The organism is Bacillus sp. FSL R5-0397 (assembly GCF_038593395.1).
GTDB classification, from domain to species: domain Bacteria; phylum Bacillota; class Bacilli; order Bacillales; family Bacillaceae; genus Bacillus; species Bacillus altitudinis.
This window is the reverse complement of sequence record NZ_CP151992.1, coordinates 2240050-2264286: the sequence shown is the minus strand read 5'-3', so window position 1 is coordinate 2264286 and position 24237 is coordinate 2240050. Positions and strand designations below refer to the sequence as shown.

Genomic DNA, 24237 nt, shown 5'->3' with positions numbered 1-24237 from the left:
TTCGAAGGGCAATCGTTTTTTACTCATTTAATTCACGGTTTTTGAGTGGATTTTTGTTTCATTCGGACGAAGATGCGCTATAATATGATGAGTTATGAAATTGATATACATAAAGTAAGGATTCGCTCTCTCTATTTAAAGGTGGTGAGTACAATCGAGTTAAATAAACGGCAAGAGCAGATTTTACAGATTGTCAAAGAGAATGGTCCGATCACTGGAGAGCATATCGCCGATCGGCTGAACTTAACAAGGGCTACCCTCAGACCGGATTTAGCCATTTTAACGATGTCTGGCTTTTTAGAAGCAAGACCAAGGGTCGGCTACTTTTTTACAGGCAAAACAGGCACGCAGCTTCTGGCAGATAAGCTGAAAAAACTTCAAGTGAAAGATTTTCAGTCCATTCCGGTCGTGATACACGAGAATGTTTCGGTTTATGATGCGATTTGTACGATGTTTTTAGAGGATGTGGGCACATTATTCGTTGTGGACGATCACTCTATTTTAACAGGCGTGTTATCAAGAAAAGACCTCCTTCGAGCAAGTATTGGGAAACAAGAGCTTCCATCTATACCTGTCCATATTATTATGACAAGAATGCCGAACATTACCGTTTGCCGCAAAGAAGATTTTATTATGGATGTGGCCAAGCACTTGATTGAAAAGCAAATAGATGCACTTCCTGTTATAAAAGATACGGATAAAGGCTTTGAAGTGGTCGGCAGAATTACGAAAACAAACATGACGAAAATACTTGTTAGCTTATCAGAGAACGAAATTATCTAATTACAGAAGACTGCGAGGGGATGTTATGAGTAATCGCGTAATTTTTGTTGTATCAGATTCAGTAGGAGAAACGGCAGAGCTCGTGGTCAAAGCGGCACTTAGCCAATTTGATGGCGGCTCATCCGACCATTCAAATATTAGAAGAATCCCATATGTAGAGGATGTCGGTACGATTAAAGAAGTGATTTCATTGGCGAAAGCAGATAATGGGATCGTTTGCTTTACTCTTGTTGTGCCAGAAATGCGCCAATTCTTAATAGAAGAAGCAGAAGCGAATGGCGTCGTGTACTATGACATTATCGGTCCACTTATTGATAAAATGGAGACGGCATATGGAAATGAAGCGAAACATGAGCCAGGTCGTGTACGTCAATTAGATGAGGACTATTTTAAAAAGGTAGAAGCCATTGAGTTCGCTGTGAAATATGATGATGGCCGGGACCCAAGAGGTATTCTAAAGGCTGATATTGTGCTGATTGGTGTATCACGTACGTCTAAGACACCACTTTCTCAATACTTAGCACATAAACGCTTGAAGGTAGCAAACGTTCCGATTGTTCCTGAAGTTGATCCGCCAGAGGAGTTATTCTCAGTTGATCCAAAAAAATGCATCGGCCTGAAAATTAGTCCAGACAAACTAAATCATATCCGTAAAGAACGTTTAAAATCACTCGGTTTAAATGACCGTGCCATTTATGCGAATATCGAGCGGATTAAAGAGGAACTAGAATATTTTGAAAAAGTGGTTGACCGCATTAACTGTCAAGTTGTTGATGTATCGAATAAAGCAGTTGAGGAGACAGCAAATGTCATTCATCAAATGCTGACCAAAAGAGGTTCCGAATAAACTCAGGATGCTCCTCCTGGGTTTTTCCTATGGTGGGAAACGGGTAAACAAAAACAATAGCATATTTGCTGCATTTGTATTATAATAAAAAATTGTGATAAAATGATTGATTTTAGGTTTAAGTTAAGTCAAGAACGAATAAACTAATATTGGCAGAAGTCAAGTGATTCTGAACATAACTTTTCGACAAAATGAGTTTTACTGTTGATTGCTTTATGGGGGAAAAGTATGGTCTTTTTGCTTCTCTAAAGCAGGAATAAGGTGGAGGGATGGAGAATTAGTCACCTGAATGAACGTAAAAAAGAAAGGACGATTTATGTCGATGCAGATGCTTGTCCTGTAAAAGATGAAATCCTTTCTGTCGCATCTCAAATTCAAGTACCTGTGACTTTCATTGCTTCATATGAGCATTTTCAAACCAAACGATCACCACTTGAAGATTGGCGGTTTGTTGATACACATAAGGAAGCAGCAGATTTAGTCATTGCGAACTTAGCTGTCAAGCACGATATTGTTGTCACCCAGGATATTGGTCTGGCCTCCTTACTGCTTCCAAGACAAGTCATTGTTCTGTCTGAAAGAGGACGAATGTACACAAACGAAACAATTGATTTTGATTTGGAACGCAGGCATGTTTCCAGTAAACAGCGAAGAAAAGGTGTATACGGAAAAGGTCCCAAAAAGCTTTTAGAAGAGGATAAAAAGCGATTTATTGCCCAACTACAAAAAATCCTGTCGAATCATGAAGGATTTTTGAATTAAAAGGCGAATAATGTACGACGGAGTGTTATTAGGATGAGCAAACGTATACCAGATGAACTTTTGGAGCAAATCCAAAAAAACGCAGACATTGTCGAAGTGATTGGAGAATACGTACAGCTTAGAAAACAAGGTCGGAATTACTTCGGTCTTTGTCCATTCCATGGTGAAAATACTCCTTCATTCTCTGTTTCAGCAGATAAGCAAATCTTCCATTGTTTTGGCTGTGGTGCAGGAGGCAATGTATTTTCGTTCCTCAGACAAATGGAAGGCTACTCATTTATTGAAGCCGTTTCACATGTTGCTGATAAGTACCATATTGATTTGCCGGATCATGTAGCGAATGCGCAGATCAGTTCCTCACAGCAAGAGGATACAGCAGATCATAAAATGATTGAGGCGCATGAGCTTCTTAAGAAATTTTACCACCATTTGCTGGTAAATACAAAGGAAGGTCAAAACGCACTCGATTATTTAAGGTCCAGGGGCTTTACGGATGAAACAATTGCCAAGTTTGAGATCGGGTATGCTCTCGACTCGTGGGATTTCGTGACCAAGTTTTTAGAAAAACGAGGGTTTGATCCTGCGATGATGGAGAAGGCTGGTCTTTTGATTCAACGAGAAAACGGCACAGGTTTTTTTGACCGCTTTAGAGATCGTGTCATGTTTCCAATTCATGATCATCACGGGACGGTCGTCGCTTTTTCTGGAAGATCACTTGGTGATCAGCAGCCAAAGTATATGAATAGTCCTGAAACGCCACTTTTTCATAAAAGTAAGCTGCTTTATCACTTTCATGACGCGCGTATGCATATTAGAAAACGCGAACGTGCAGTCCTTTTCGAAGGATTTGCTGACGTCATCTCGGCTGTCACAAGTGGTGTTGGCGAAAGTGTTGCAACAATGGGTACGTCTTTAACAGAAGAGCACGTAAAGCTTCTTAGGCGGAACGTTGAAGAGATCATTTTATGTTATGACTCTGACACGGCCGGGTATGAAGCGACCATGAAAGCATCAGATTTGCTTGGAAAAAGAGGATGTAAAGTTCGCGTTGCCATGATACCAGATGGACTTGATCCAGATGATTACATTCGTAAATATGGCGGCGAGAAATTTAGGAATGACATCATAGATGCAAGTGTGACATTAATGACATTTAAGATGAATTTTTTCCGAAGAGGAAAGAATTTGTCTGACGAAGGAGACCGCCTGACTTACATGAAGCAGGTTCTCCGAGAAATTAGCCGATTAAACGGTTCCTTGGAACAAGAGATTTACATGAAGCAGCTGGCTGGGGAGTTCTCCATTTCACTTGACTCATTAAAGGAGCAATTGGAGCTTTTTGAAAAGCAGCAGAGACAAGAGGCCAAGAGCTCGCAAGAAGAAAATGGACTTGAAAAGCGGCGTGCACATCTGTCAACACAGGTAAGACGAAAACGTCTAAGGCCGGCATATGAAAACGCAGAGCGAATGCTCCTTGCACATATGTTGAAAAATGATGACGTGATCCGAAAAGTGCTTGATAGGATAGGGTTTGAATTTAATATAGATTCGCACAGAGCGCTGGCAACATACATTTATGCATTGTATGAAGAAGGCAAGGAGCCGACCCCGCAGCATCTGATGAACCGTATAGAAGATGATGTGATTAATCAGCTCCTGACGGATATATTCATGATTCAAGTTGGAGACGAACTAAGTGAAGCTGAATTAAGTGATTATGTAAAAAAAGTGTTGAATCATCGGAATTTGTCAATGATAAAGGAAAAAGAACTAGAACGTGCAGAGGCGGAGAGGCAAAAAGATTTCTTCAAAGCGGCAACACTTGCAAAAGAAATTATTCAGTTGAACCGTTCGCTGAAGTAATACGTCTACTATTTATGACAAGACTTACGGCTGGCAATGAATCCTTTAATGGGAGGAGCATAAGACCGCAAGCATCTTGCCTTCATCATTATTTATTTTATTCCTATTTGCTCATTCTGTTTGATAGAGAGAGAAAGGCAGAGCAGAAGCAAATCGCAAGTTACTTTAGAATTCGTTGCAAGCTTTGGAAGGAGGGATCCATAATGGCTGATAAACAAGCCCACGAAACTGAAACTGAATTAACCTTTGAACAGGTGAGAGATAAGCTCACTGAAACGGGTAAAAAACGGGGCGTTTTAACATACGAAGAAATTGCAGAGCGTATGTCTAGCTTTGAAATTGAATCAGACCAGATGGATGAATACTATGAATACTTAGGCGAACAGGGTGTAGAACTCATCAGTGAAAATGAAGAGACTGAAGACCCAAATGTTCAGCAGCTGGCTAAGGCAGAAGAGGAATTTGACCTGAATGATTTAAGCGTACCACCAGGTGTCAAAATTAATGATCCTGTTCGTATGTACTTAAAAGAGATCGGGCGCGTCAATTTGCTATCTGCTAAAGAAGAGATTACGTATGCTCAAAAGATTGAAGAAGGCGATGAGGAATCAAAAAGAAGATTAGCGGAAGCGAACCTTCGTCTCGTTGTCAGCATTGCGAAACGTTATGTTGGTCGTGGTATGCTGTTCCTTGACTTGATTCAAGAAGGAAACATGGGGCTCATGAAGGCGGTTGAGAAGTTTGATTACCGCAAAGGATACAAATTCTCAACATATGCGACTTGGTGGATTAGACAGGCGATCACACGTGCGATTGCCGATCAGGCAAGAACAATCCGGATCCCGGTTCATATGGTGGAAACCATTAATAAATTAATCCGTGTTCAAAGACAGCTTCTACAAGATCTAGGTAGAGAACCAACGCCAGAAGAAATTGCGGAAGACATGGATTTAACACCAGAGAAAGTAAGAGAAATTCTTAAAATTGCGCAAGAGCCAGTATCTTTAGAAACACCTATTGGTGAGGAAGATGACTCGCATCTTGGTGATTTTATCGAAGACCAAGAGGCGACTTCTCCATCAGACCATGCTGCCTATGAGCTCTTAAAAGAGCAGCTTGAAGATGTATTAGATACGCTAACGGACCGTGAAGAAAATGTGCTGAGACTGCGTTTCGGACTAGATGACGGAAGAACACGCACATTAGAAGAGGTAGGAAAGGTGTTTGGCGTAACAAGAGAGCGTATTCGCCAAATTGAAGCGAAAGCTCTTCGTAAATTAAGACACCCAAGCAGAAGTAAACGATTAAAAGACTTCTTAGAATAGAAACCGGACGGATCTTGAGAGAGATCCGTTCTTTCTTCATCAAAATGAAAACGCTTTTTTGATCTGATTATATTTTACTGAATAACAAATGAATTTGCAACGTTCTTAGAGAAAAGATGTATAAAAAATACATCTAAATGTGCTGAAGGCTTCTTTTCTCATTTTGAATCATTTTTGTCTAATCTGTGAACTTGACCAAAGTTTTGTATCATAATTCGTTTACTTTTTGTAAAATTAAAGTAGAATTAGAATTGTTTGCATAGTCTCAAAGGGGTTTTTCACAAAGGGGAGGATGAAAGAAATGAAACGGAATCCACTTATACCATTCTTATTGATTGCCATTTTAGGTATTGGACTCACTTTTTTCTTATCAATGAAGGGGCTGAAAGATGAAGACAAAATTGCCTCTGGGGGCAAAGAGCAAAAGCAAGAAGAGACCGCAAATGCGACGCCGGAAGAATTGTATAAGCAGAACTGTATTAGCTGTCATGGGGAAAACTACGAAGGTGGCGCTGGTCCTGCATTAAAAGGTGTTGGCGACAAGCTTGAAGTAGCAGACATCAAGAAGAAAATTCAAGAAGGCGGAAATGGGATGCCGGGCGGGCTAATTCCGAATGAAAAGCTCGATGAAATGTCAGAATGGGTATCCAAAATTAAATAATAAAGCGCAAAAAGCTCTTTTTCATCAGAAGAGCTTTTTTCATTTGAAAACGACTTTTAAAAAGTCCATAATTTATATAAGATAGACAAGTATGAACATTAAAGAAAAGTAGTGATATGGATGAATGAAATGAATTTGTCAAAACGATTAAAAAGAGTCGCAGACTTTTTACCAAAAGAGGCGGTCTTTGCTGATATTGGCTCAGATCATGCCTATTTGCCATGTTATGCGATATTACATCATAAAGCATTGAAAGCCATTGCTGGTGAAATTACTGATGGACCGCTTCAATCTGCGAAGCAGCAAGTACATAGGCTCGAATTAGATGAGCAGATTTCAGTCAGAAAAGGCAATGGCCTTGAAGTGATTGAAAAAGGCGAGGTAAATGCTGTCACGATTGCAGGGATGGGCGGAGCACTCATTGCAAGCATTCTAAATGAAGGTAAACACAAGCTCACAGGGCAGGAGCGGCTTATTCTTCAGCCTAATATTCATGCTCACCATATTCGTTTATGGCTCTATCAAGAGGGGTATGAACTGATGGATGAAGTGATTTTAGAAGAGGATGGCAAAATATACGAAATCATCATTGCCGAAACTGGCGACAAAGATAAAGCCTATGAAGGCATGTCGATTGAAAAAGGTATGCTCGTTGGTCCGTTTCTTGCCAAAGAGCAAAATGATGTCTTCCGGCGCAAATGGATGAATGAGCTTCAGCACATGGAGCATATAGAAGGCCAGATTCAACAAGCAGCGCCGACGGAAGAGAACAAAGAACGTCTGAAAGAGCTGAATGCGAAAATAAAAATTCTAAAGGAGGTTTTGACTGTTGGCTAAAACAGTGAACGGGCATGAAATCATCCAATTATTTGAGCAATTTTCACCAAAGGCATATGCGGTGGAAGGTGATAAAATCGGGCTCCAGATTGGAACGCTGAATAAAAAAGTGACCAATGTCATGATCACCTTAGATGTATTAGAAAATGTGGTAGATGAGGCAATTGAGCGGAAGGTGGATCTCATTATTGCCCACCATCCGCCAATTTTCCGTCCATTAAAACATGTGGCGACAGATCAGCCGGCAGGACGGATCATTGAGAAATGCATCAAACATGATATTGCGGTGTATGTAGCACATACAAACCTGGATGTGGCTGATGGAGGAGTCAATGACTTGCTTGCAGACGCTTTAGAGCTCGGGGAAACAAAAGTGCTAGTTCCAACATACGAAGATCCAATTAAGCAGCTAGCCTTGTATGTCCCAGTGGAATTTGAAGAGGCCATCAGGACGGCTTTAGGAAATGCGGGAGCTGGCCATATTGGCAACTACAGTCATTGCGCTTTTTCAAATGAAGGGACAGGCAGTTTTCTGCCATCAGAAGAAGCTGTGCCATTTATTGGTGAGACGGGTAAATTGGAATTTGTGAAAGAAGTACGAATCGAAACCATTTTCCCAGCAAGTATTGAAAAACAAGTGATTCGTGAAATGATCAAAGCACACCCTTATGAAGAAGTGGCTTACAGTGTACACACGACAGATCTTCCTCCTATTCAAAAAGGCCTTGGCCGTATTGGAGAATTAAAAGAACCTATGACACTTAAAGACTTCACTCAATTTGTGAAAACGAAGTTAGATGTGAATGGAGCGCGTTTTGTAGGAGATCAGGAAGCGGTCGTGAAAAAAGTAGCTGTGCTTGGAGGAGACGGAAATAAATATATCCATCAAGCGAAAAGAATGGGTGCAGATGTGTACGTGACTGGCGACCTTTATTTCCATGTCGCTCACGATGCTATGATGCTCGGACTGAATGTAGTGGACCCAGGTCATTACGCAGAAAAGATCATGAAAGAGGGCGTGAAGACAAAGCTAGAATCGCTATGTACAGATAAAAAATATGATGTGCAATTCTTTGTATCAGAATCAAACACAAACCCGTTTCAATTTGTGTAAGCAAAAACGTCAGAGCATAGCAGCTCTGACGTTTTTTTATTTCTTTGTTTTCACACGAGGTAATATCTTAGAAAGAGGAACCGTCCGTTCAATTTTCCATGTCGATTCATCATCAGGTTCGTAGTTTTCTAAGAAACGAATGACTTCTTTTGTAATAGGTGTTGGTGTGGAAGCACCTGCAGTAACCGCAACTGTTTTTACCCCTTGGAGCCATTCAAGCTTTAACTCACTGAGATCACCAATTCGGTAAGCCTGCGTTCCTGCAATCTCCATTGACACTTGCGCCAGACGATTTGAGTTATTGCTTTTTGGATCGCCGACCACAATGGTCAGATCGGCTTGGCCTGCTTGCTGTGACACAGCTTCCTGACGTACCTGTGTCGCAAGGCAGATCTCTTGATGGTACTCGACGTGAGGATATTTTTCTTTAATGAGCTCCATCAGATCATGAACATCCCACTGAGACATTGTCGTCTGATTGGTGATGAGCAGTTTATCTGACGTTAAATCGAGCGCTTTAATATCAGCTTCTGTTTCGACAAGGTGCACTTTGTCAGGTGCAACACCGACGGCTCCTTCTGGCTCAGGGTGACCCTTTTTCCCGATATAAATAATGTCATATCCATCAGCTGTTTTTTCTGAAATGAGTTCATGTGTTTTCATGACATCTGGACAGGTCGCATCAATGGCGACAAGGCCTTTTTCTTCTGCAATTTGACGGACTTCAGGAGATACGCCGTGAGCGGTGAAAATCACTGTGCCACTTTCAACCTGTTTTAAAATATCCAGACGGTTTGGTCCGTCCAGTGTGTATATTCCATCTTCTTCGAAGGCATCTGTGACATGTTTGTTGTGCACAATCATACCTAATATATAAATTGGGCGTGGCAAGTTTTTATCAAGTGCGGCATTTTTAGCAATGACCATTGCATCTACAACGCCATAGCAATAGCCACGCGGCGAAATTTTAATTACATTCATTTATTCGTCCTCCTGTAGGGAAGTGCTGCTAGAGAAGAACAATATAAAAAGCCGTGAAAAACGGCTTTTGATCATTCTCTTCCTTCATTATAGCCAAAGTAAGCGCATATATCAAAGATTGTTATACATGGGAAACACTTCGCCTTTAAAAGATCACTAGACATATAGTTTCGGAATGGAACTGCCCGATCTTTTTTTCGGTTTTGCTTCAGGAGCAGCTGATGTGTGTACAGTGGTTTTTTTGACAAGGATGTCCTCTGGTTCTTCTTCATTTCCTTCTTCTATTTCATCATCAACTGGTTCGTGCGGAACGTCTGTTTCTGCAGTGATTTCTTTTGGTTCTTCGTCTGCATCATTCGTATTTGTTTCATCGTCATCCGCACTGCCAAGCTGGCTATAGAGTTTAATCATGGCAGGCAAATTTCTGACTAAAGGACCGTATTGCTGAATCATAGGCGTGAATTGCTGCGCCATTCCGAGTACTTTTTGAACATTTCCTAACATGCTTGAAAGGTTCGCAGGGTTTGCGAAGCTCTGGATTCCTTGTAATCCCGCACCACCTCCAGCGCCGGAGATCCCTGCTCCTCCAGCTCCAGGAAGAAATTTTGCCAGCATGCCCTTAATTCCGGCTCCGCCGCCTAGTGCACGGCTTTCGCCTCCAGGAATGCCACCCATCCCGCGTAGACCGCCGCCTTGTACAGACGGAGAGCGAGGCATCATTTGTTGAAATTGGTTGCCTTGCCCTTGAAAAGGCTGTTCGATCGGAGCCTGCTGTCTCCGTTGAAAAATTCCGGGCTGTCCGCCATTTCCAAGGTGCCGGCGTGAGGGGCGATGCGGCTGAAAATCGCCCATAGGCCTTTGCCCTAACATACTTGTACCTCCCTTACTGCATTCTCTTTCTCTTCATAGGTTATGCAGGGAAGTATCATTTGGTTTCCTGTGAGAAAAGCGGACATGGTTTTTTTGCGGAAAATCAGCTATAATGAGGAGATGAGCAAAAAGGCATTGCCTTAAGGAGTGAAAACATGAAAGAAACGAAATTTACGACATATGAATTAAAGTCTTTTATTATAGATGCTATTCATGAACTGGGCTTTTATGAGCCGACTGATATTCAAAAAAGAATCATCCCTGCTGTTTTAAAAGGTGAAAGCGTGATTGGACAGTCTCAAACAGGGACAGGGAAAACCCATGCGTATTTATTGCCGCTTATTCATTCAATTGATCCAAGCAAAGAGCAAGTACAAGTGGTCATTACTGCACCAACACGAGAATTAGCGAATCAAATTTTTAAAGAAGCACAAACGATCTTAAAAAATACGCCTCCAGAAGAAGAAATCAAGGCAAAGCTTTACATTGGCGGAACGGACAAGCAGAAATCCATTCAAAAGCTAAAGAATCAGCCGCACTTAGTGGTCGGCACTCCTGGACGTATTGCTGATCTTATTCATGAGCAAGCGCTGAATGTGTACAAAGCAACATCTCTTGTCATTGATGAAGCAGACCTTATGCTGGATATGGGCTTTTTAGAAGATGTGGATCGTATTGGCTCACAAATGCCAGAACAGTTGCAAATGCTCGTGTTCTCAGCAACTATTCCAGAAAAATTAAAACCTTTCCTCAAAAAATATATGGATAATCCGAAATATGCACATGTTGAACCGAAACGCATTACGGCTGAAAACATTCAGCATATTTTAGTTCCATCTAAACAACGTGATAAATTAAAATTACTTCATGAAATGGTGACGAATGTACAGCCTTATTTAGGGATCATCTTTGCCAATACAAAATCAACTGTTGATGAAATTGCCTCATTCCTACAGGAAAAAGGAATGAAAATTGGGGTACTTCATGGTGGTTTAACGCCTCGTGAACGTAAAAAAGTGATGAAACAAATTGAAGATTTGGAGTTCACATATATTGTGGCATCTGATCTTGCTGCCCGTGGGATTGATATTAAGGGTGTCAGCCACGTGATTAACTATGAGCTCCCATCCGATCTTGATTTTTATGTTCACCGTGTGGGAAGAACGGCTCGCGCTGGTTCATCTGGCATTGCGATGACCATTTATGATCTTGCTGATGAGGATGCACTCGTTCAAATTGAAAAAATGGGTGTTGTGTTTGAAAACAAAACGATTGTTCATGGCGAATGGCGAGATGCAGATGATCGTTTGAAGCGTCAAAGACGTAAAAAAGCACCAAATGAAATTGAAGAAAAAGCAAAACGTCTTGTCAGAAAACCGAAAGCCGTCAAACCTGGATATAAAAAGAAAATGACACGTGAGATGGATAAGATCAAAAGACAAGAACGTAGAAAGTCAAAGCGTAACGGAAAGTAGGGGGACACATTGTTGAAGATTGGATCACATGTATCCATGAGCGGAAAACATATGCTACTTGCAGCGAGTGAGGAAGCTGCCTCTTATGGTTCAAATACTTTTATGATTTATACAGGTGCACCGCAAAATACGCGCCGTAAAAAAATTGAAGATCTCAATATTGAAGCTGGACAAGCGCATATGAAAGAGCATGGTATGACAGATATCGTCGTTCATGCACCGTATATTATCAATATTGGGAACACAGTGAATCCAGCGACATTTGAGCTTGGAGTGGACTTCCTTCGCTCTGAGATAGAGCGTACAGAAGCGCTAGGTGCAAGACAAATTGTTCTTCATCCGGGTGCGCATGTTGGAGCAGGTGCAGATGCTGGAATTCAAAAAATCATTGAAGGTCTCAATGAAGTCATTGTGAAGGGGCAGGAGGTTCAAATTGCGCTGGAAACAATGGCAGGAAAAGGATCAGAGTGCGGAAGAAGCTTTGAAGAGCTTGCCCAAATTATTGACGGTGTGACACATAACGAAGCACTTTCTGTTTGCTTTGATACGTGTCACACGCACGATGCAGGTTATCCCATTGTGAGTGATTTTGATGGAGTATTAGAAGAATTTGATCGAATTGTCGGGATCGACCGAATCAAAGTTCTTCATATTAATGATAGTAAAAATGTACAAGGCGCAAGAAAAGACCGACATGAAAATATCGGTTTTGGAGAAATTGGTTTTGATGCCCTGAGCTATATCGTTCATCATCCACAGCTTCAAGATGTGCCGAAGATTCTAGAAACGCCTTATGTAGGTGAAGATAAAAAGAACAAGAAACCACCTTACAAATTTGAAATTGCGATGCTGAAAGAAAAGCAATTTGATGAAGGTTTACTAGATAAGATTACGGGTCAATAAAAAGTGCATGCAATGTGATGAGGTGCCGCTAAATGCGGCCCTTTTTTGCCTAATTTGTGAATTGATTAAACAGATCATTGACGGTCTGTGCTGTCTGTTTAGACGTAATCGCTTCCACTTGCTTAAGCAGCCGGTTGCGCTCTGCATCGTTAAAAATATTGACGTTTTTCCCATTCATAAGTTTGGCGACCTCTGCAGCCTGATTGGATGTTAAGCTGACCCCATACTGTTTTGCATACCTTAACAAGTCATTTGCTGTGATCTGATTCAGACGCTGCAACACAATTTTTTGAATTAAAATCAATTCCATTCCTCCCCTCTGTAACAATGTATGGGCGAAAACGGAAAATGTGCAAAAAATTTTATTTTACTCTGTGAAATGATAAAATAGTAAAGTGAATAAAATGTTCATTGAAAACTAAACATGTGTAGAAGGGAGAACGTATGGCAAATAGTAAACAGCATAAAAAGGAATCAGTGCCTCATTTTATTTTGAGAATTTTTCTGATTCTAGTAGGAGCTGCATGTGCAGCAGTCAGCATTGAATTATTTTTAGTGCCAAACAATATTATTGATGGAGGCATCATCGGTATTTCGCTTATTTTGGATTATCTTTTTACGGATAACCCATTCATTAATTTCGCGACGATTGTTGTCATTTTAAATATTCCATTTATGATATCAGGATACAAACATATTGGGAAAACCTTTTTGGTTTCCACTGTGATTGGGATTGTCAGCTTGGCCGTGATTGAATCTTCACTTCATCATGTAGAAGCATTTACGACGCAGCCGATTTTAGCTACTGTATTTGGAGGGCTGTTACTCGGGTTTGGCGTTGGGCTTGTGATACGGAATGGAGGCTCAATGGACGGAACGGAAATCTTAGGAATTCTTCTGACGAAAAAAATTCCTTTCTCCGTCGGTGAGTTTGTCATGATCGTCAATGTGTTCATTTTTATTTGGGCGGGCTTTGTCTTCGGACCGGAGCAAGCTATGTATTCTGTCATGACATATTATTTGGCAATGAAAACAATTGATGCTGTCATTCAAGGACTAGATGAAACAAAAGCGGTCATTATCGTTTCGGATTATTATGATGAAATTTCAGATGCGATCCTTCATCGTCTCGGCAGGGGAACCACCAAGCTTAGAGGAAAAGGCGGCTATACCGATGAAGAAAAAGATGTCATTTACGCCGTCGTGACAAGACTTGAAATTACGAAGCTGAAATCTATCGTGTTTGAAATTGATGGTCAAGCCTTTATTACGATTATGGATACGCATGAAACAAAAGGCGGTAAATTCAAAACAGCCATTCATTAGCTTTTATTTTACTTTTTTATCTTTCTTTTATATAATGAAATGTATGTATGGACAAAGAAAATGGCTTTTGCCATTTTCTTTTTGTTGTATAAATCGTAATCATTCTTTTTATATTGGATTAAAGGTGGAAAGATTTATGGCAAAGCCAATTATTGAAATGAAGGACATTTCGTATTCATATGGACAGCGAAATGTCATCGATCACATTCATTTAACAGTAGAGGAAGGAAACTTTCTAGCACTTGTTGGACCGAATGGATCTGGTAAAACAACCTTATTAAAATGCCTGCTTGGCTTGATTAAACCCCAGCAGGGAGAATTGAAGCTCTTTGGCACACCAGCTCAAAAATTTAAAGACTGGGATCAAATTGGATTTGTTTCTCAAAAGGCGAATAGCTTTAATACAGGGTTTCCTGCTTCTGTATACGAGGTCGTGGCAAGTGGTTTAACGGCGAAGATTGGTTTATTCAAACGCATGAGTAAGCAGGATAAGCTTCAAGTAGATGAGGCCATACGCTCAGTTGGTATACAAGACTTAAAACATCAAAACATTGGTGAGCTTTCAGGCGGTCAGCAGCAGCGTACATTTATTGCCCGTGCACTCGTCAGTCAGCCAAAGCTGCTTATTTTAGATGAACCGACTGTGGGTGTAGACCAAAGAACAGTAGAGGGCTTTTATCAGCTGTTAGAAACATTGAACAAAGAAAAAGGAATGTCTTTAATTCTCGTTACACATGATGTAGGAACCGTTTCTGACAAAGTCACGCATGTGGCTTGTTTAAATCAGACACTTCATTTTCATGGAGATGCGGAAACGTTTGATTCGATGGATGAGCAGGCGCTTTCTCAGTTTTACGGGCATGACATTCAAGTGATTCATCACGATCATCACCATCATGGGGGACATGAATAATGCTATTTCCATTTTTTCATTATGAATTTTTACAAAATGCGTTTATCGCAGGTATGCTGATAGGCTTTATTGCGCCCTTACTTGGTGTATTTATTGTCGTGAGAAGGCTCTCTCTCATCGCAGATGCGCTTAGTCACGTGTCACTTGCTGGGATAGCGGCAAGTTTATTCCTTGATAAAAAGTTTGGACTTTTGACAGGGGTTAGCCCGCTTTACTTAGGAATGGCTTTTTCTGTGGCTGGCTCGTTGTTTATTGAACGTCTACGCTCTGTGTATAAACATTATCAGGAGCTGGCGATTCCCATTATTTTATCAGGTGGTATTGGGATCTCTGTTATTTTCATTTCACTTGCAAATGGTTTTAATACAGATTTGTTCAGTTATTTGTTCGGAAGTGTCAGTGCGGTTTCAAGACTCGATCTTTGGATTATTGTTGGGATCTCACTTGTCGTTGTATTAGTCGTTGTGCTCTTGTATAAAGAATTGTTTTTGCTTTCTTTTGATGAAGAACATGCGAAGGCTTCTGGTATTTCAGCTAAGTGGATTCATTTTATTTTTATTTTAGTCGTTGCACTTGTCATCGCAGCATCGATGCGTATTGTCGGTACACTCCTAGTGTCCGCACTCATGACACTGCCTGTTGCGGCAAGTATTCGGATTGCCAAAGGGTTTAAACAGGCAATTTTCCTTTCCATCTTATTTGGGGAATTGTCTGTTATGGTCGGCTTGATTTTAAGTTATTATCTTGATTTAGCGCCGGGTGGAACCATTGTGATGCTGTCTATCTTGATTTTAATCGGCTGTATTAGTATTGGGAAATTCAGAAGGGGGAATCATCATGAACGTACAAGAAGCGCTTGATTTATTAAAGGAAAAAGGCTATAAATATACAAGCAAACGTGAAGATATGCTTCAATTGTTTTCTGATTCTGATAAATACTTGACCGCTAAAAATGTATTAACAGCTTTAAGTGAAGATTACCCAGGGCTTAGTTTTGATACGATTTATCGAAACCTGTCTTTATATGAAGATCTTGGGATATTAGAGACAACGGAATTATCAGGGGAGAAACTGTTCCGTTTTAAATGTTCGTTTTCCCACCATCATCATCACTTTATTTGTTTGACGTGTGGTAAAACAAAGGAAATTGACGCTTGCCCTATGGACAAGCTTGATGCTGATCTAGAGGATTATCACATTAGCGGACATAAATTTGAAATTTACGGAACGTGTCCTTCTTGCGAACCGAAAGAAGTTCATTCATGAAAGAAGCCAGCCGATGGGCTGGCTTTTTGTTTTGTCATGTTGAATCGTTTTACAAAGGATAACTGTTTCATTAAAATGAGAACAACAGATCATCTATAGAAGCAGATTTGAGTCTTTAGAAATAGGGGGAGTGGTCAAAGGTGGCATATTATGTTGTTTTCGATGTAGGCGGAACAAAAACAAAGCATGGGGTCATGGATCGAAATGGTGAGCTGATCACGAGCGGCGACTACGAAACAAACTGCCGACAGCTTGAGCCATTTTTAGAGGACATGGAGAACGTGGTGAAAGAGTATCAAAGGACTTGGGATATCAAAGGGATTGCGATGAGTCTTCCGGGTTTTGTTGACAGTCAAACGGGTTATACGGAATTTGCAGGAGCGATTATTGCTTTAAATGGCCAAAATGTCAAAACGCTTTTGGAAGAAAAAACATCACTTCGTGTAGAAGTAGAAAATGATGCGAACTGTGCAGCTCTGGCTGAAAAATTTAGTGGTCATGCGAAAGAGTGTGACAGCTTTATATGTATGACGCTTGGGACTGGTGTCGGCGGTGGTATTTTTGCTGGTGGCGAGCTTGTGCGCGGTGCCTCTTTTCGCGGCGGTGAATTTGGTATGATGCTGACAGAAACAGAAAATGGTCAGTTTACCACACTCAACAGCAGTGCTTCGACAGCTGGATTGATACGAAGCTACAAAGAGCAGCAGGGCATTCCACAAAGTCAGCAAATCGACGGTCAAGAAATCTTTGAAAAAGCCAAGCATGATCCGGCCATTGAGAAGATGATCGATCAGTGGTACAAACGAATCGCAATTGGTATTTACAATGTGGCAACAGTTCTCAATCCAGAGAAAATCCTCATTGGCGGGGGCGTGAGTGCAAGGCCCGATTTGATTCCAAACATTGAGAAACATTTACATACTTTGCATGCATGGAAAAACATACAGGTGACACTGGAAACGTGCTATTACTTCAATCAGGCAGGTATGATGGGTGCACTTTATCATTTTTTAATAAAAGAAGGACATTATCGTACAATCAAAAAGCCGATACATTAAAAACGTATCGGCTTTTGATCTGTTTTAGTAAGCAGTTTGCAGACGCTTTTCATATTGTTTGATCCATTGGGATGCTTCTTGCCAGTTATTAACGCGAATGATCCGTTCATCAATTGGCATTTGATTATACGGTGAGTTAAACAGAATCACTGGAATGTCAGCTTCTTTTGCAATCATTGTGGCATTGCCATGGTGATCTTCAAAAAACACATCGATCTTATGTTTTTGAACAGCTTCCACCTTATGATGTCCGCCAACAAGCTCGATATCGTCGTAATGGACATGATTCTCCTCAAACCATTTGTAGGTGATGTCTGAGTGATGCTGCCTTCTGGCTGTGATATAAATCAATTGATGATGATGTTTCATTTGATTGAGGATTTCTTTTGCACCCTCGGCAGGCTTTGCCTGTTTATAAATAAGAGGCTCATACTCATTCATCCAGCCCCAAAATTCTTCATTTGAAATCTTTAAAAGCTTCGTCAAATCATATTCCGTCATATCATCTAGTGTGATGTCACATTGAAACGACTCATTTAAGTAGGGGACAAAGGTGTCCTGCGCCGTGACTGTGCCATCGATATCAATTCCTAAACGTAACATGCCCACACTCCTCATATTTATCCTCTTAAAGTGTAACATAATCAATTCACAATTCCAGCAAGTTTTAGCAAACATGAAACAGACATTTTTGCTCATACTAAAAAAGCTCCTTTCTATTAACCAAAAGGGGGAATTGATCATGGAAAGAGACGAAGATTTCAGAAGAAATGATCGTGAAATCGACACACACTTTAGTAATGATGATGGCTATTTAGAGGAAACAGCTGCTGAAATTGCAGAGCCATATCAAGCATCAAGAGATCGTGAAGACAGAAGAGAACGTGACCATGTAGGTGACGATTCAGGCAGTAAGGGGATAGGCTATACAGCACTCGCAATTGCGATTATCTCATTATTTGTCTTGCCGGTGCTATTAGGGGTAGCGGCAATCGTCGTTGGTTATATTGCAAGAAGAAAAGGAGCACATGCGCTTGGCGCGTGGTCAATCGGGATCGGAATCGTTTCCGTCATCCTCGGCATCTTTATCACCCCGTTCTTTTAACAGGACAGGAACAGAAAACGCCTGACAGTGATGTCAGGCGTTCTTTTTTATGCGTTCGCTTGTTTTGCTTTTTCAGCTTCCATTTTTGCATAATGTTCTTCAGCGATTTTATCGATTTCTTTTTTCAGTTCTTCGACCATTGTTTCTTCTGGCACTTTCCGAACGATTTCACCTTTGCGGAATAAGAGGCCTTCACCTCTAGCGCCAGCGATGCCGATATCAGCTTCACGCGCTTCACCTGGACCGTTTACAGCACATCCGAGAACAGCTACTTTGATCGGTGCTTTAATTTTAGAAATATATTCTTCGACTTCATTTGCAATGCTAATGAGGTCAATTTCAATTCGTCCACAAGTTGGACATGAGATGAGTGTTGCTGCATTTGATGCAAGGCCAAATGATTTTAATAATTCACGTGCCACTTTGACCTCTTCGACCGGGTCAGCACTTAATGAAATACGGAGTGTGTTACCAATCCCCATATTCAAGATTGCGCCAAGACCAGCTGCACTTTTGACCGTACCTGCAAATAACGTACCTGATTCTGTAATCCCAAGATGAAGAGGATAATCAAAGGCCTTTGCTGCTTTTTCGTATGCCTCAATCGCAAGGTTTACATCAGATGCTTTCATACTGACAATGATGTCATGAAAGTCTAGGTCTTCTAAAATTTTAATGTGATGCAGTGCACTTTCAACCATACCATCTGCTGTTGGATAGCCGTATTTATCAAGAATCTTTTTCTCGAGCGAACCAGCGTTTACCCCAATACGAATTGGAATGCCTTTTTCTTTTGCAGCTTTCACAACAGCTTCGACTTTTTCTCGTCTTCCGATGTTTCCTGGGTTGATACGAATTTTGTCTGCACCTGCTTCAATCGCTTTCAGTGCAAGCTTGTAGTCAAAATGAATGTCGACAACAAGGGGGATGTTGATTTGTTTTTTAATGTCCGCAATCGCATTTGCTGCACGCTCATCTGGGCATGCGACACGCACAATTTGACAGCCAGCTTCTTCTAAACGTTTAATTTCAGCTACTGTCGCTTCGACATCATGTGTTTTGGTTGTCGCCATACTTTGAATGACGACTTCATTGTTTCCACCTATAGTTAAAGGTCCCACTTTGACGGGACGCGTTTTTGTACGATGTGTGACTTCACTCACTTGTCAATCGCTCCTTAGTGTACATGCAATTCGTTTGCAGTGTACGACGTGTTTTACATCTCATATTGTAACAGTCTCTTTGTATGAATGACAAGGAATTAACGTTTTATCTCTTATAGACCGGAAACTTGTATGTGCTGCCTGCCCGAATTTCGTTCGCTTTGACGCCTTGATTCAGTGCTTCAAAGTCTTCGATCACTTCCTCTAATGGCTTACTTGTATGCACGATAGAGACGACGGTTTGTCCTTGTTTAACAGTGACAGTTTTATATGCCTGTTTTTCAGCTGTTTGAAAGGCGCTGGCGGGAACAGCAGGGCCTTCCTGAACGGGGATCGTTCCATTTTTTAAATCAAAAAAGATAATAAAGAGGACAAACAAACTGACTAGTAAAAAAATAATTCGCCGCATTTTACTCACCGCTTTTAAGAGTTTACTTCAGATTATGCATGTCCCTGAGTTGATAGAACAAAAAAGAGTGAAAAAGCTAGGAAGGGTGGTTCTAGTGAGTTCTAGTATGACTTGTAAGTGAAAAAAGTTTGGAAAAAGCAATCCTAAGCCCTTTCTTTATTATGATAAAATCAAAACAGGGGGAGAGTATATGAAGAAAATCAGTCAGCATATATATGTAAGAACACTAACAGAAAGTGATGCAGAAGCACTATTAACACTTGAACGAGAAAACCGCACCTATTTTCAGCAATTTACACCTTTGGTTCAGGATGATTTTTTTACTGTACCTCGTCAAAAGGAACGGATTAACCGCAGTATGCAAAGGCGTGCAAAAGATGAAGCCTATATGCACGGTATTTTCTTAAATGAAACAGATGCATTAATTGGAACGATCTCACTCAATTCTGTTGAAAGAGGACCAATTCAAGGGGCTTTGCTTGGATATGTACTTGATGAAAAGCAAGGCGGGAAGGGGTATATGACAGAGGCGATTCGTTTGATTATCGATTATGCCTTTTATGAACTGTACCTTCACCGCATTGAGGCTGGCGTAAAACCATCTAACATTGGTTCCATTCGTGTGCTTGAGAAGACAGGGTTTGAAAATGAGGGACTTCATCGTAAAAAAGTAAAGATCAATGATAAGTGGGAGGATCACTATTTGTTTGCGATCATCCATCCAGATGAGTCATAGGGTCAAAACAAATAAAAAAGCTCCCCAAAATGAGGGAGCTTACAGCGTGTAGACAAACCCTCGCATTCTTTGTCAGTCCTGCGCGCTGGTACTCACGAATGACAAATTCGCTCCGTAAAAGTAGCTGTCCTTCCTAGACTGCAAAGGTTTTCTATCACGCTGAAAAGAAGACAAAGGGCTAAAATCAACAACATTTTAGCCCTTTGTCAACAATCTGAAAGCTCCTCAAAATGAGGGAGCTTATTTTTTTGCAGGTATTTCTTTAACGACAAGATATAAGAAAATAAAGTTAATCACCCAATTTAATAAAAATGAGTTTGCAACCGGCGTGTTTAATGCACTCATGATGGCGAAAAAGACGGTTGTTAATGTGAGTGAATAGGCAGAGAGCTTCCAAAGCATTTGAAAGGACAGCTCTTTTTGCTGCATTCGTTTAATAAATGTGCCAAGCATGGCTAGGAATGTTGCGCTGATGAACATGAGAGCAGCAGTAGATAGGTACAGGAAGACACAAATGACAGGGATAATGATCGCTTGATTCTGGTTTGTGACGCTGGCAAGTTCATCTTTTGTGAGTGTTCCGCCAAGCAGCTGGTATGGAATATCTGTCATTTGTCCGTCAATGGCAATCACTGCTTTTTCTTTCAATAACGCAATGGCTGTTTGTTTTGATTCAAGCTCACTTGATTTTATTTTTTCATTGGGATCAAAGATAATCGTGATGCCATTTTCTTCTTTTTCGATCGGTGTGCTTTGATCCGCTTGAAGCGTTCCTTTTTCAATGGAAAAGTCGGGTAAATCTTTTTTAATCACATGTTGAAATCCTGACATCGCATTTGAAATCTCTTGGCTCATATGATAGCCCTGGGGGACAGCTGCGATGATCGAAAGGATAAAGATGAATAAAATGGCCTTTCCAATCCCAGTAAAACGTGCTCTGGCAATATCTTTTGGTGAATAAATTCCTTTTAACAATAAACTAAATACGTTCAACCGATTCACTTCCTACATTCTTTTCTATTTCTCACATTGTATCAATGTCTATCCATCCAGTACAAGTACGGCCTTCATTACTGGTTAAGATAGAAGGAATGAGGCATAATGTATACAGCATATAAAAAGGAGGCGGCAGCGGATTGGACGTGCTGTATTGGATTTTGATCGGCTGTGCATTTATCATTGCGTTTGTGGGACTTGTCTATCCAATCATTCCTAGTGTGGTTTTCATGGTTCTTGGGTTTATTTTATATGGGCTCTTTTTTAGCTTTGAGAAATTGACGCTCACCTTTTGGCTCATTCAAGCCATGTTTACAGCTGTGTTATTTGCCGCGGATTATGTCTCCAATCTGATTGGGGTGAAACGCTTTGGCGGCAGCCGGGCGGCCATTTGGGGAAGTACCATTGGGCTTTTAGCCGGTCCTTTTGTGATTCCGATTGCTGGAATTATCATTGGTCCATTTATCGGCAGTGTCATCGCAGAGCTGCTCGTTCATCAAAAAGATCTGAAGACAAGTGTGAAAGTTGGGCTTGGCTCATTAATTGGTTTTGTGTCAGGCGTATTTGCAAAAGGGTTGATTCAAGCACTGATGCTGGGAATCTTTTTGTTTTATGTGCTTCGCTAAATGGAAAATCGGTGTTTAACACTCTTTCTGAAGGGTTAAATACAAAATAAACACTGAAATGTTTCAGATCATGAGCAATAACGTTGAAACAAGCCGTTTCTTTTGATACTCTTTGATTAGGGTGAATTGCTTGCTTACTAAGGAAGCATTTCAGTACATACATTTCTAAGGAGGAATTTAACCATGGCTTTTAAACTTCCAGAATTACCATATGCTTACGATGCATTAGAACCACATATTGACAAGGAAACAATGACGATTCACCACACAAAACACCATAACACTTATGTAACAAACTTAAACAAAGCAATCGAAGGTGTATCAGCTCTTGAAGATCAATCAATTGAAGAGCTAGTGGCTAACTTGAACTCTGTGCCTGAAAACATTCGTACAGCTGTACGTAACAATGGCGGAGGACATGCGAACCACTCATTATTCTGGACGCTTCTTTCACCAAACGGTGGCGGCGCACCAACTGGTGAACTTGCAGATGCGATCGAAAAAGAATTAGGCGGATTTGAAAAATTCAAATCTGATTTCGCTGCAGCAGCTGCAGGACGCTTTGGTTCTGGTTGGGCATGGCTTGTTGTGAACAATGGCAAACTTGAAATCACAAGCACACCAAACCAAGATTCTCCTTTAACTGAAGGAAAAACACCAATCCTAGGACTAGACGTTTGGGAGCATGCTTACTACCTAAACTACCAAAACCGTCGTCCTGATTACATTTCAGCATTCTGGAATGTTGTGAACTGGGATGAAGTGGCTCGCCTTTACAGCGAAGCTAAATAAATGATTTGATTTGAAAAGACCTGCTTCTCTCTGAGAGCGGGTCTTTTTATATTTTCCCTCCTTTTTTTACATATCTGCCTTTTGATGAGACAGACTATTGTGTAGAAAAGGAGAATGAATGATATGAGCAGATTAAAGAAAATGTTCGGGGATATGGATGTCACAAGAGATTTATTGCTCCTCCTCACGATTGGCGGATTATACGCACTTGCGATTGCGCTTTCGAATACGTTTGTGAACGTGTATTTATGGAAACAGTCTGGGCGATTTACAGACCTTGCGATTTATAACTTGGCGATAGTTGTCCTTCAGCCCATTACCTTTTTATTTGCTGGTCGGCTCGCTAAAAAAATAGATCGTGCATTTGTCCTTCGTTTCGGTGTCATCTTCTTAGCCGCTTTTTACTTAATTGTTCTCATGGCAGGAGAGCAAGCGGCAGCTCGGCTCGTGTTATTAGGCAGTGTGCTTGGAATCGGCTATGGTTTTTACTGGCTTGCCTTTAACGTGCTTACTTTTGAAATTACTGAACCTGAAACAAGGGATTTCTTTAATGGATTTTTAGGAGTGCTTACCTCTACAGCTGGTATGATTGGGCCGCTCATTGCAGGAATTGTGATTTCTCAATTAACGGATGATACAGGCTATACAGTGATTTTCACTTTATCGCTTTTTTTGTTTTCATTAGCGGTTGTGATGAGTTTTTTCCTCAAGAGGAGACAATCAAAAGGAAAATTTATCATTAAGCAAATTTGGAAAGAGCGCCATGCGGACGAGAATTGGCGTAAAATCACAACTGCTCACTTTTTTCAGGGGCTCCGTGAAGGCGTGTTTGTCTTTTTAATCAGTGTCTTTGTGTTTATTGCAACAAACAGTGAGCTTGCTTTAGGCACATTTGGTCTAGTCAATTCAGGTGTTGCCTTTTTCGCCTATTTTTTTGCTACCCGTTTGATTAAGAAAAAATGGCGCAAAAAAGCGATTATGTTTGGCGGGCTTATTTTATACGGCGCTTTATTTTTAATCGTCTTTCACTTGTCCTATGTATCACTGCTTATGTACGCTGTAGCCATTGCGATCGGCTACCCGCTTCTGCTTGTTCCGTATGTCTCTTTAACTTACGATGTCATCGGTCATGCCAGATATGCAAGAAAAGCCCGAATTGAATATATTGTCGTCAGAGAACTATTTTTAAATGCAGGGCGTATTTGTTCGATTGTCTTTTTTCTTTTATCTGTCACCTTACTGGGCGATCGGCTTGGGATTCCTGCTTCACTTGTCGTACTTGGAGCGGGGCACACCCTTATTTATTATTTTGTAAAGGACATTCATTTAAAAGAGAAAACAGCTGATATAGAAGAGGCTGACGGTCAAAAGCCTGTTTCTCAAACGAACCTTATGAAGGGAGAAAGGTAAAATTTCTTACCAATGG

27 protein-coding genes are annotated in these 24237 nt (G+C 40.8%); 20 read left to right on the top strand and 7 right to left on the bottom strand.

Annotated elements, in window-relative coordinates:
• The first annotated feature begins 144 nt into the window (after positions 1–144).
• The 8 genes from NSQ70_RS11565 (at position 145) to NSQ70_RS11530 (ending at position 8192) form a co-directional block, all read left to right on the top strand.
• On the top strand, positions 145–783 hold the full coding sequence (locus NSQ70_RS11565) for a helix-turn-helix transcriptional regulator (protein ID WP_024423017.1): 639 nt from the start codon (positions 145–147) through the stop codon (positions 781–783).
• A gap of 25 nt (positions 784–808) precedes the next feature.
• Positions 809–1630, top strand: a complete 822-nt coding sequence (locus tag NSQ70_RS11560; RefSeq protein WP_008342399.1) for a pyruvate, water dikinase regulatory protein — start codon at positions 809–811, stop codon at positions 1628–1630.
• Between the two features lie 261 nt (positions 1631–1891).
• Positions 1892–2392, top strand: a complete 501-nt coding sequence (locus tag NSQ70_RS11555; RefSeq protein WP_268373600.1) for a YaiI/YqxD family protein — start codon at positions 1892–1894, stop codon at positions 2390–2392.
• Positions 2393–2425: 33 nt separating this feature from the next.
• The gene (gene dnaG, locus NSQ70_RS11550) at positions 2426–4255 is read left to right on the top strand and encodes a DNA primase (protein ID WP_008342393.1); all 1830 of its coding nucleotides are present in this window, start codon (positions 2426–2428) and stop codon (positions 4253–4255) included.
• Positions 4256–4458: 203 nt separating this feature from the next.
• Positions 4459–5580 carry an RNA polymerase sigma factor RpoD gene (gene rpoD, locus NSQ70_RS11545; protein WP_008342392.1) on the top strand — a complete coding sequence of 374 codons (1122 nt, stop codon included), beginning with the start codon at positions 4459–4461 and terminating at the stop codon, positions 5578–5580.
• 301 nt (positions 5581–5881) lie between these two features.
• Positions 5882–6241, top strand: coding sequence for a cytochrome c550 (gene cccA / locus NSQ70_RS11540; RefSeq protein WP_008342390.1), 360 nt, complete (start codon positions 5882–5884; stop codon positions 6239–6241).
• Positions 6242–6361: 120 nt separating this feature from the next.
• Positions 6362–7078, top strand: a complete 717-nt coding sequence (locus NSQ70_RS11535) for a tRNA (adenine(22)-N(1))-methyltransferase TrmK (RefSeq protein WP_024718820.1) — start codon at positions 6362–6364, stop codon at positions 7076–7078.
• A complete protein-coding gene (locus tag NSQ70_RS11530) occupies positions 7071–8192 on the top strand; it encodes a Nif3-like dinuclear metal center hexameric protein (protein WP_017367619.1) in 1122 nt (373 codons plus the stop codon). Before NSQ70_RS11535 ends, NSQ70_RS11530 begins: the two co-directional genes overlap by 8 nt.
• Before the next feature lie 36 nt (positions 8193–8228).
• On the opposite strand, the gene NSQ70_RS11525 is transcribed toward NSQ70_RS11530, so the two are convergent.
• On the bottom strand, positions 8229–9173 hold the full coding sequence (locus NSQ70_RS11525; RefSeq protein WP_338705561.1) for a 4-hydroxy-3-methylbut-2-enyl diphosphate reductase: 945 nt from the start codon (positions 9171–9173) through the stop codon (positions 8229–8231).
• A gap of 156 nt (positions 9174–9329) precedes the next feature.
• Entirely contained in the window at positions 9330–10043 is a 714-nt protein-coding gene (gene vrrA, locus NSQ70_RS11520; protein WP_268418703.1) for a VrrA/YqfQ family protein, read from the bottom strand.
• A 155-nt stretch (positions 10044–10198) separates the two neighbouring features.
• Between vrrA and NSQ70_RS11515 the strand changes: the two genes are divergently transcribed.
• Both NSQ70_RS11515 and NSQ70_RS11510 read left to right on the top strand, forming a co-directional pair.
• Complete coding sequence (locus tag NSQ70_RS11515) at positions 10199–11518, top strand: DEAD/DEAH box helicase (RefSeq protein ID WP_024718822.1); 1320 nt, start codon at positions 10199–10201, stop codon at positions 11516–11518.
• Between the two features lie 9 nt (positions 11519–11527).
• Positions 11528–12421 carry a deoxyribonuclease IV gene (locus NSQ70_RS11510; RefSeq protein ID WP_017358005.1) on the top strand — a complete coding sequence of 298 codons (894 nt, stop codon included), beginning with the start codon at positions 11528–11530 and terminating at the stop codon, positions 12419–12421.
• A gap of 49 nt (positions 12422–12470) precedes the next feature.
• Here NSQ70_RS11510 and NSQ70_RS11505 read toward each other — a convergent pair whose 3' ends face one another.
• Positions 12471–12725 (bottom strand): DUF2624 domain-containing protein, encoded by a 255-nt coding sequence (locus tag NSQ70_RS11505; protein WP_008342377.1) that lies wholly within the window; start codon positions 12723–12725, stop codon positions 12471–12473.
• Positions 12726–12865: 140 nt separating this feature from the next.
• Here NSQ70_RS11505 and NSQ70_RS11500 point away from each other — a divergent pair, with 140 nt between their 5' ends.
• The 5 genes from NSQ70_RS11500 (at position 12866) to NSQ70_RS11480 (ending at position 16984) form a co-directional block, all read left to right on the top strand.
• Positions 12866–13747: a YitT family protein gene (locus NSQ70_RS11500; protein ID WP_017367617.1), complete on the top strand. Its 882-nt coding sequence runs from the start codon at positions 12866–12868 to the stop codon at positions 13745–13747.
• A gap of 136 nt (positions 13748–13883) precedes the next feature.
• A complete protein-coding gene (locus NSQ70_RS11495; RefSeq protein ID WP_327861771.1) occupies positions 13884–14660 on the top strand; it encodes an ABC transporter ATP-binding protein in 777 nt (258 codons plus the stop codon).
• Positions 14660–15520 (top strand): metal ABC transporter permease, encoded by an 861-nt coding sequence (locus NSQ70_RS11490; protein ID WP_007501274.1) that lies wholly within the window; start codon positions 14660–14662, stop codon positions 15518–15520. Before NSQ70_RS11495 ends, NSQ70_RS11490 begins: the two co-directional genes overlap by 1 nt.
• Positions 15498–15926: a Fur family transcriptional regulator gene (locus NSQ70_RS11485; protein ID WP_003217433.1), complete on the top strand. Its 429-nt coding sequence runs from the start codon at positions 15498–15500 to the stop codon at positions 15924–15926. Before NSQ70_RS11490 ends, NSQ70_RS11485 begins: the two co-directional genes overlap by 23 nt.
• A 140-nt stretch (positions 15927–16066) precedes the next feature.
• Complete coding sequence (locus NSQ70_RS11480) at positions 16067–16984, top strand: ROK family protein (RefSeq protein WP_327861772.1); 918 nt, start codon at positions 16067–16069, stop codon at positions 16982–16984.
• Positions 16985–17008: 24 nt separating this feature from the next.
• Here NSQ70_RS11480 and NSQ70_RS11475 read toward each other — a convergent pair whose 3' ends face one another.
• Entirely contained in the window at positions 17009–17587 is a 579-nt protein-coding gene (locus NSQ70_RS11475; RefSeq protein WP_008342361.1) for a nucleotidase, read from the bottom strand.
• Between the two features lie 139 nt (positions 17588–17726).
• Here NSQ70_RS11475 and NSQ70_RS11470 point away from each other — a divergent pair, with 139 nt between their 5' ends.
• Positions 17727–18089 (top strand): DUF308 domain-containing protein, encoded by a 363-nt coding sequence (locus tag NSQ70_RS11470; protein WP_008342359.1) that lies wholly within the window; start codon positions 17727–17729, stop codon positions 18087–18089.
• A 47-nt stretch (positions 18090–18136) separates the two neighbouring features.
• On the opposite strand, the gene ispG is transcribed toward NSQ70_RS11470, so the two are convergent.
• Positions 18137–19252, bottom strand: coding sequence for a flavodoxin-dependent (E)-4-hydroxy-3-methylbut-2-enyl-diphosphate synthase (gene ispG, locus NSQ70_RS11465; protein ID WP_008342357.1), 1116 nt, complete (start codon positions 19250–19252; stop codon positions 18137–18139).
• 106 nt (positions 19253–19358) lie between these two features.
• Positions 19359–19661 carry a hypothetical protein gene (locus NSQ70_RS11460; protein WP_327861773.1) on the bottom strand — a complete coding sequence of 101 codons (303 nt, stop codon included), beginning with the start codon at positions 19659–19661 and terminating at the stop codon, positions 19359–19361.
• A 190-nt stretch (positions 19662–19851) separates the two neighbouring features.
• On the opposite strand from NSQ70_RS11460, the gene NSQ70_RS11455 reads away from it, so the two are divergent.
• Positions 19852–20397, top strand: a complete 546-nt coding sequence (locus tag NSQ70_RS11455) for a GNAT family protein (protein ID WP_045034379.1) — start codon at positions 19852–19854, stop codon at positions 20395–20397.
• A gap of 240 nt (positions 20398–20637) precedes the next feature.
• Here NSQ70_RS11455 and NSQ70_RS11450 read toward each other — a convergent pair whose 3' ends face one another.
• Entirely contained in the window at positions 20638–21390 is a 753-nt protein-coding gene (locus tag NSQ70_RS11450) for a DUF1189 domain-containing protein (protein ID WP_327861774.1), read from the bottom strand.
• A 143-nt stretch (positions 21391–21533) separates the two neighbouring features.
• On the opposite strand from NSQ70_RS11450, the gene NSQ70_RS11445 reads away from it, so the two are divergent.
• The 3 genes from NSQ70_RS11445 to NSQ70_RS11435 all read left to right on the top strand — a co-directional run bounded on the left by NSQ70_RS11445 (position 21534) and on the right by NSQ70_RS11435 (position 24221).
• Complete coding sequence (locus NSQ70_RS11445) at positions 21534–22019, top strand: DUF456 domain-containing protein (protein WP_007501265.1); 486 nt, start codon at positions 21534–21536, stop codon at positions 22017–22019.
• Between the two features lie 183 nt (positions 22020–22202).
• Positions 22203–22811, top strand: coding sequence for a superoxide dismutase SodA (gene sodA, locus NSQ70_RS11440; RefSeq protein WP_007501264.1), 609 nt, complete (start codon positions 22203–22205; stop codon positions 22809–22811).
• Positions 22812–22934: 123 nt separating this feature from the next.
• Positions 22935–24221, top strand: coding sequence for an MFS transporter (locus NSQ70_RS11435; protein ID WP_008342348.1), 1287 nt, complete (start codon positions 22935–22937; stop codon positions 24219–24221).
• Positions 24222–24237 lie beyond the last annotated feature (16 nt).

Bases quoted from the DNA above. Each gene is read 5' to 3' on its own strand.
- NSQ70_RS11560 (WP_008342399.1), top strand. From the start codon at position 809: ATGAGTAATCGCGTAATTTTTGTTGTATCAGATTCAGTAGGAGAAACG.
- dnaG (WP_008342393.1), top strand. From the start codon at position 2,426: ATGAGCAAACGTATACCAGATGAACTTTTGGAGCAAATCCAAAAAAAC.
- rpoD (WP_008342392.1), top strand. From the start codon at position 4,459: ATGGCTGATAAACAAGCCCACGAAACTGAAACTGAATTAACCTTTGAA.
- cccA (WP_008342390.1), top strand. From the start codon at position 5,882: ATGAAACGGAATCCACTTATACCATTCTTATTGATTGCCATTTTAGGT.
- NSQ70_RS11535 (WP_024718820.1), top strand. From the start codon at position 6,362: ATGAATGAAATGAATTTGTCAAAACGATTAAAAAGAGTCGCAGACTTT.
- NSQ70_RS11525 (WP_338705561.1), bottom strand. From the start codon at position 9,173: ATGAATGTAATTAAAATTTCGCCGCGTGGCTATTGCTATGGCGTTGTA.
- vrrA (WP_268418703.1), bottom strand. From the start codon at position 10,043: ATGTTAGGGCAAAGGCCTATGGGCGATTTTCAGCCGCATCGCCCCTCA.
- NSQ70_RS11515 (WP_024718822.1), top strand. From the start codon at position 10,199: ATGAAAGAAACGAAATTTACGACATATGAATTAAAGTCTTTTATTATA.
- NSQ70_RS11500 (WP_017367617.1), top strand. From the start codon at position 12,866: ATGGCAAATAGTAAACAGCATAAAAAGGAATCAGTGCCTCATTTTATT.
- NSQ70_RS11495 (WP_327861771.1), top strand. From the start codon at position 13,884: ATGGCAAAGCCAATTATTGAAATGAAGGACATTTCGTATTCATATGGA.
- NSQ70_RS11490 (WP_007501274.1), top strand. From the start codon at position 14,660: ATGCTATTTCCATTTTTTCATTATGAATTTTTACAAAATGCGTTTATC.
- NSQ70_RS11485 (WP_003217433.1), top strand. From the start codon at position 15,498: ATGAACGTACAAGAAGCGCTTGATTTATTAAAGGAAAAAGGCTATAAA.
- NSQ70_RS11475 (WP_008342361.1), bottom strand. From the start codon at position 17,587: ATGTTACGTTTAGGAATTGATATCGATGGCACAGTCACGGCGCAGGAC.
- NSQ70_RS11470 (WP_008342359.1), top strand. From the start codon at position 17,727: ATGGAAAGAGACGAAGATTTCAGAAGAAATGATCGTGAAATCGACACA.
- NSQ70_RS11460 (WP_327861773.1), bottom strand. From the start codon at position 19,661: ATGCGGCGAATTATTTTTTTACTAGTCAGTTTGTTTGTCCTCTTTATT.
- NSQ70_RS11455 (WP_045034379.1), top strand. From the start codon at position 19,852: ATGAAGAAAATCAGTCAGCATATATATGTAAGAACACTAACAGAAAGT.
- sodA (WP_007501264.1), top strand. From the start codon at position 22,203: ATGGCTTTTAAACTTCCAGAATTACCATATGCTTACGATGCATTAGAA.
- NSQ70_RS11435 (WP_008342348.1), top strand. From the start codon at position 22,935: ATGAGCAGATTAAAGAAAATGTTCGGGGATATGGATGTCACAAGAGAT.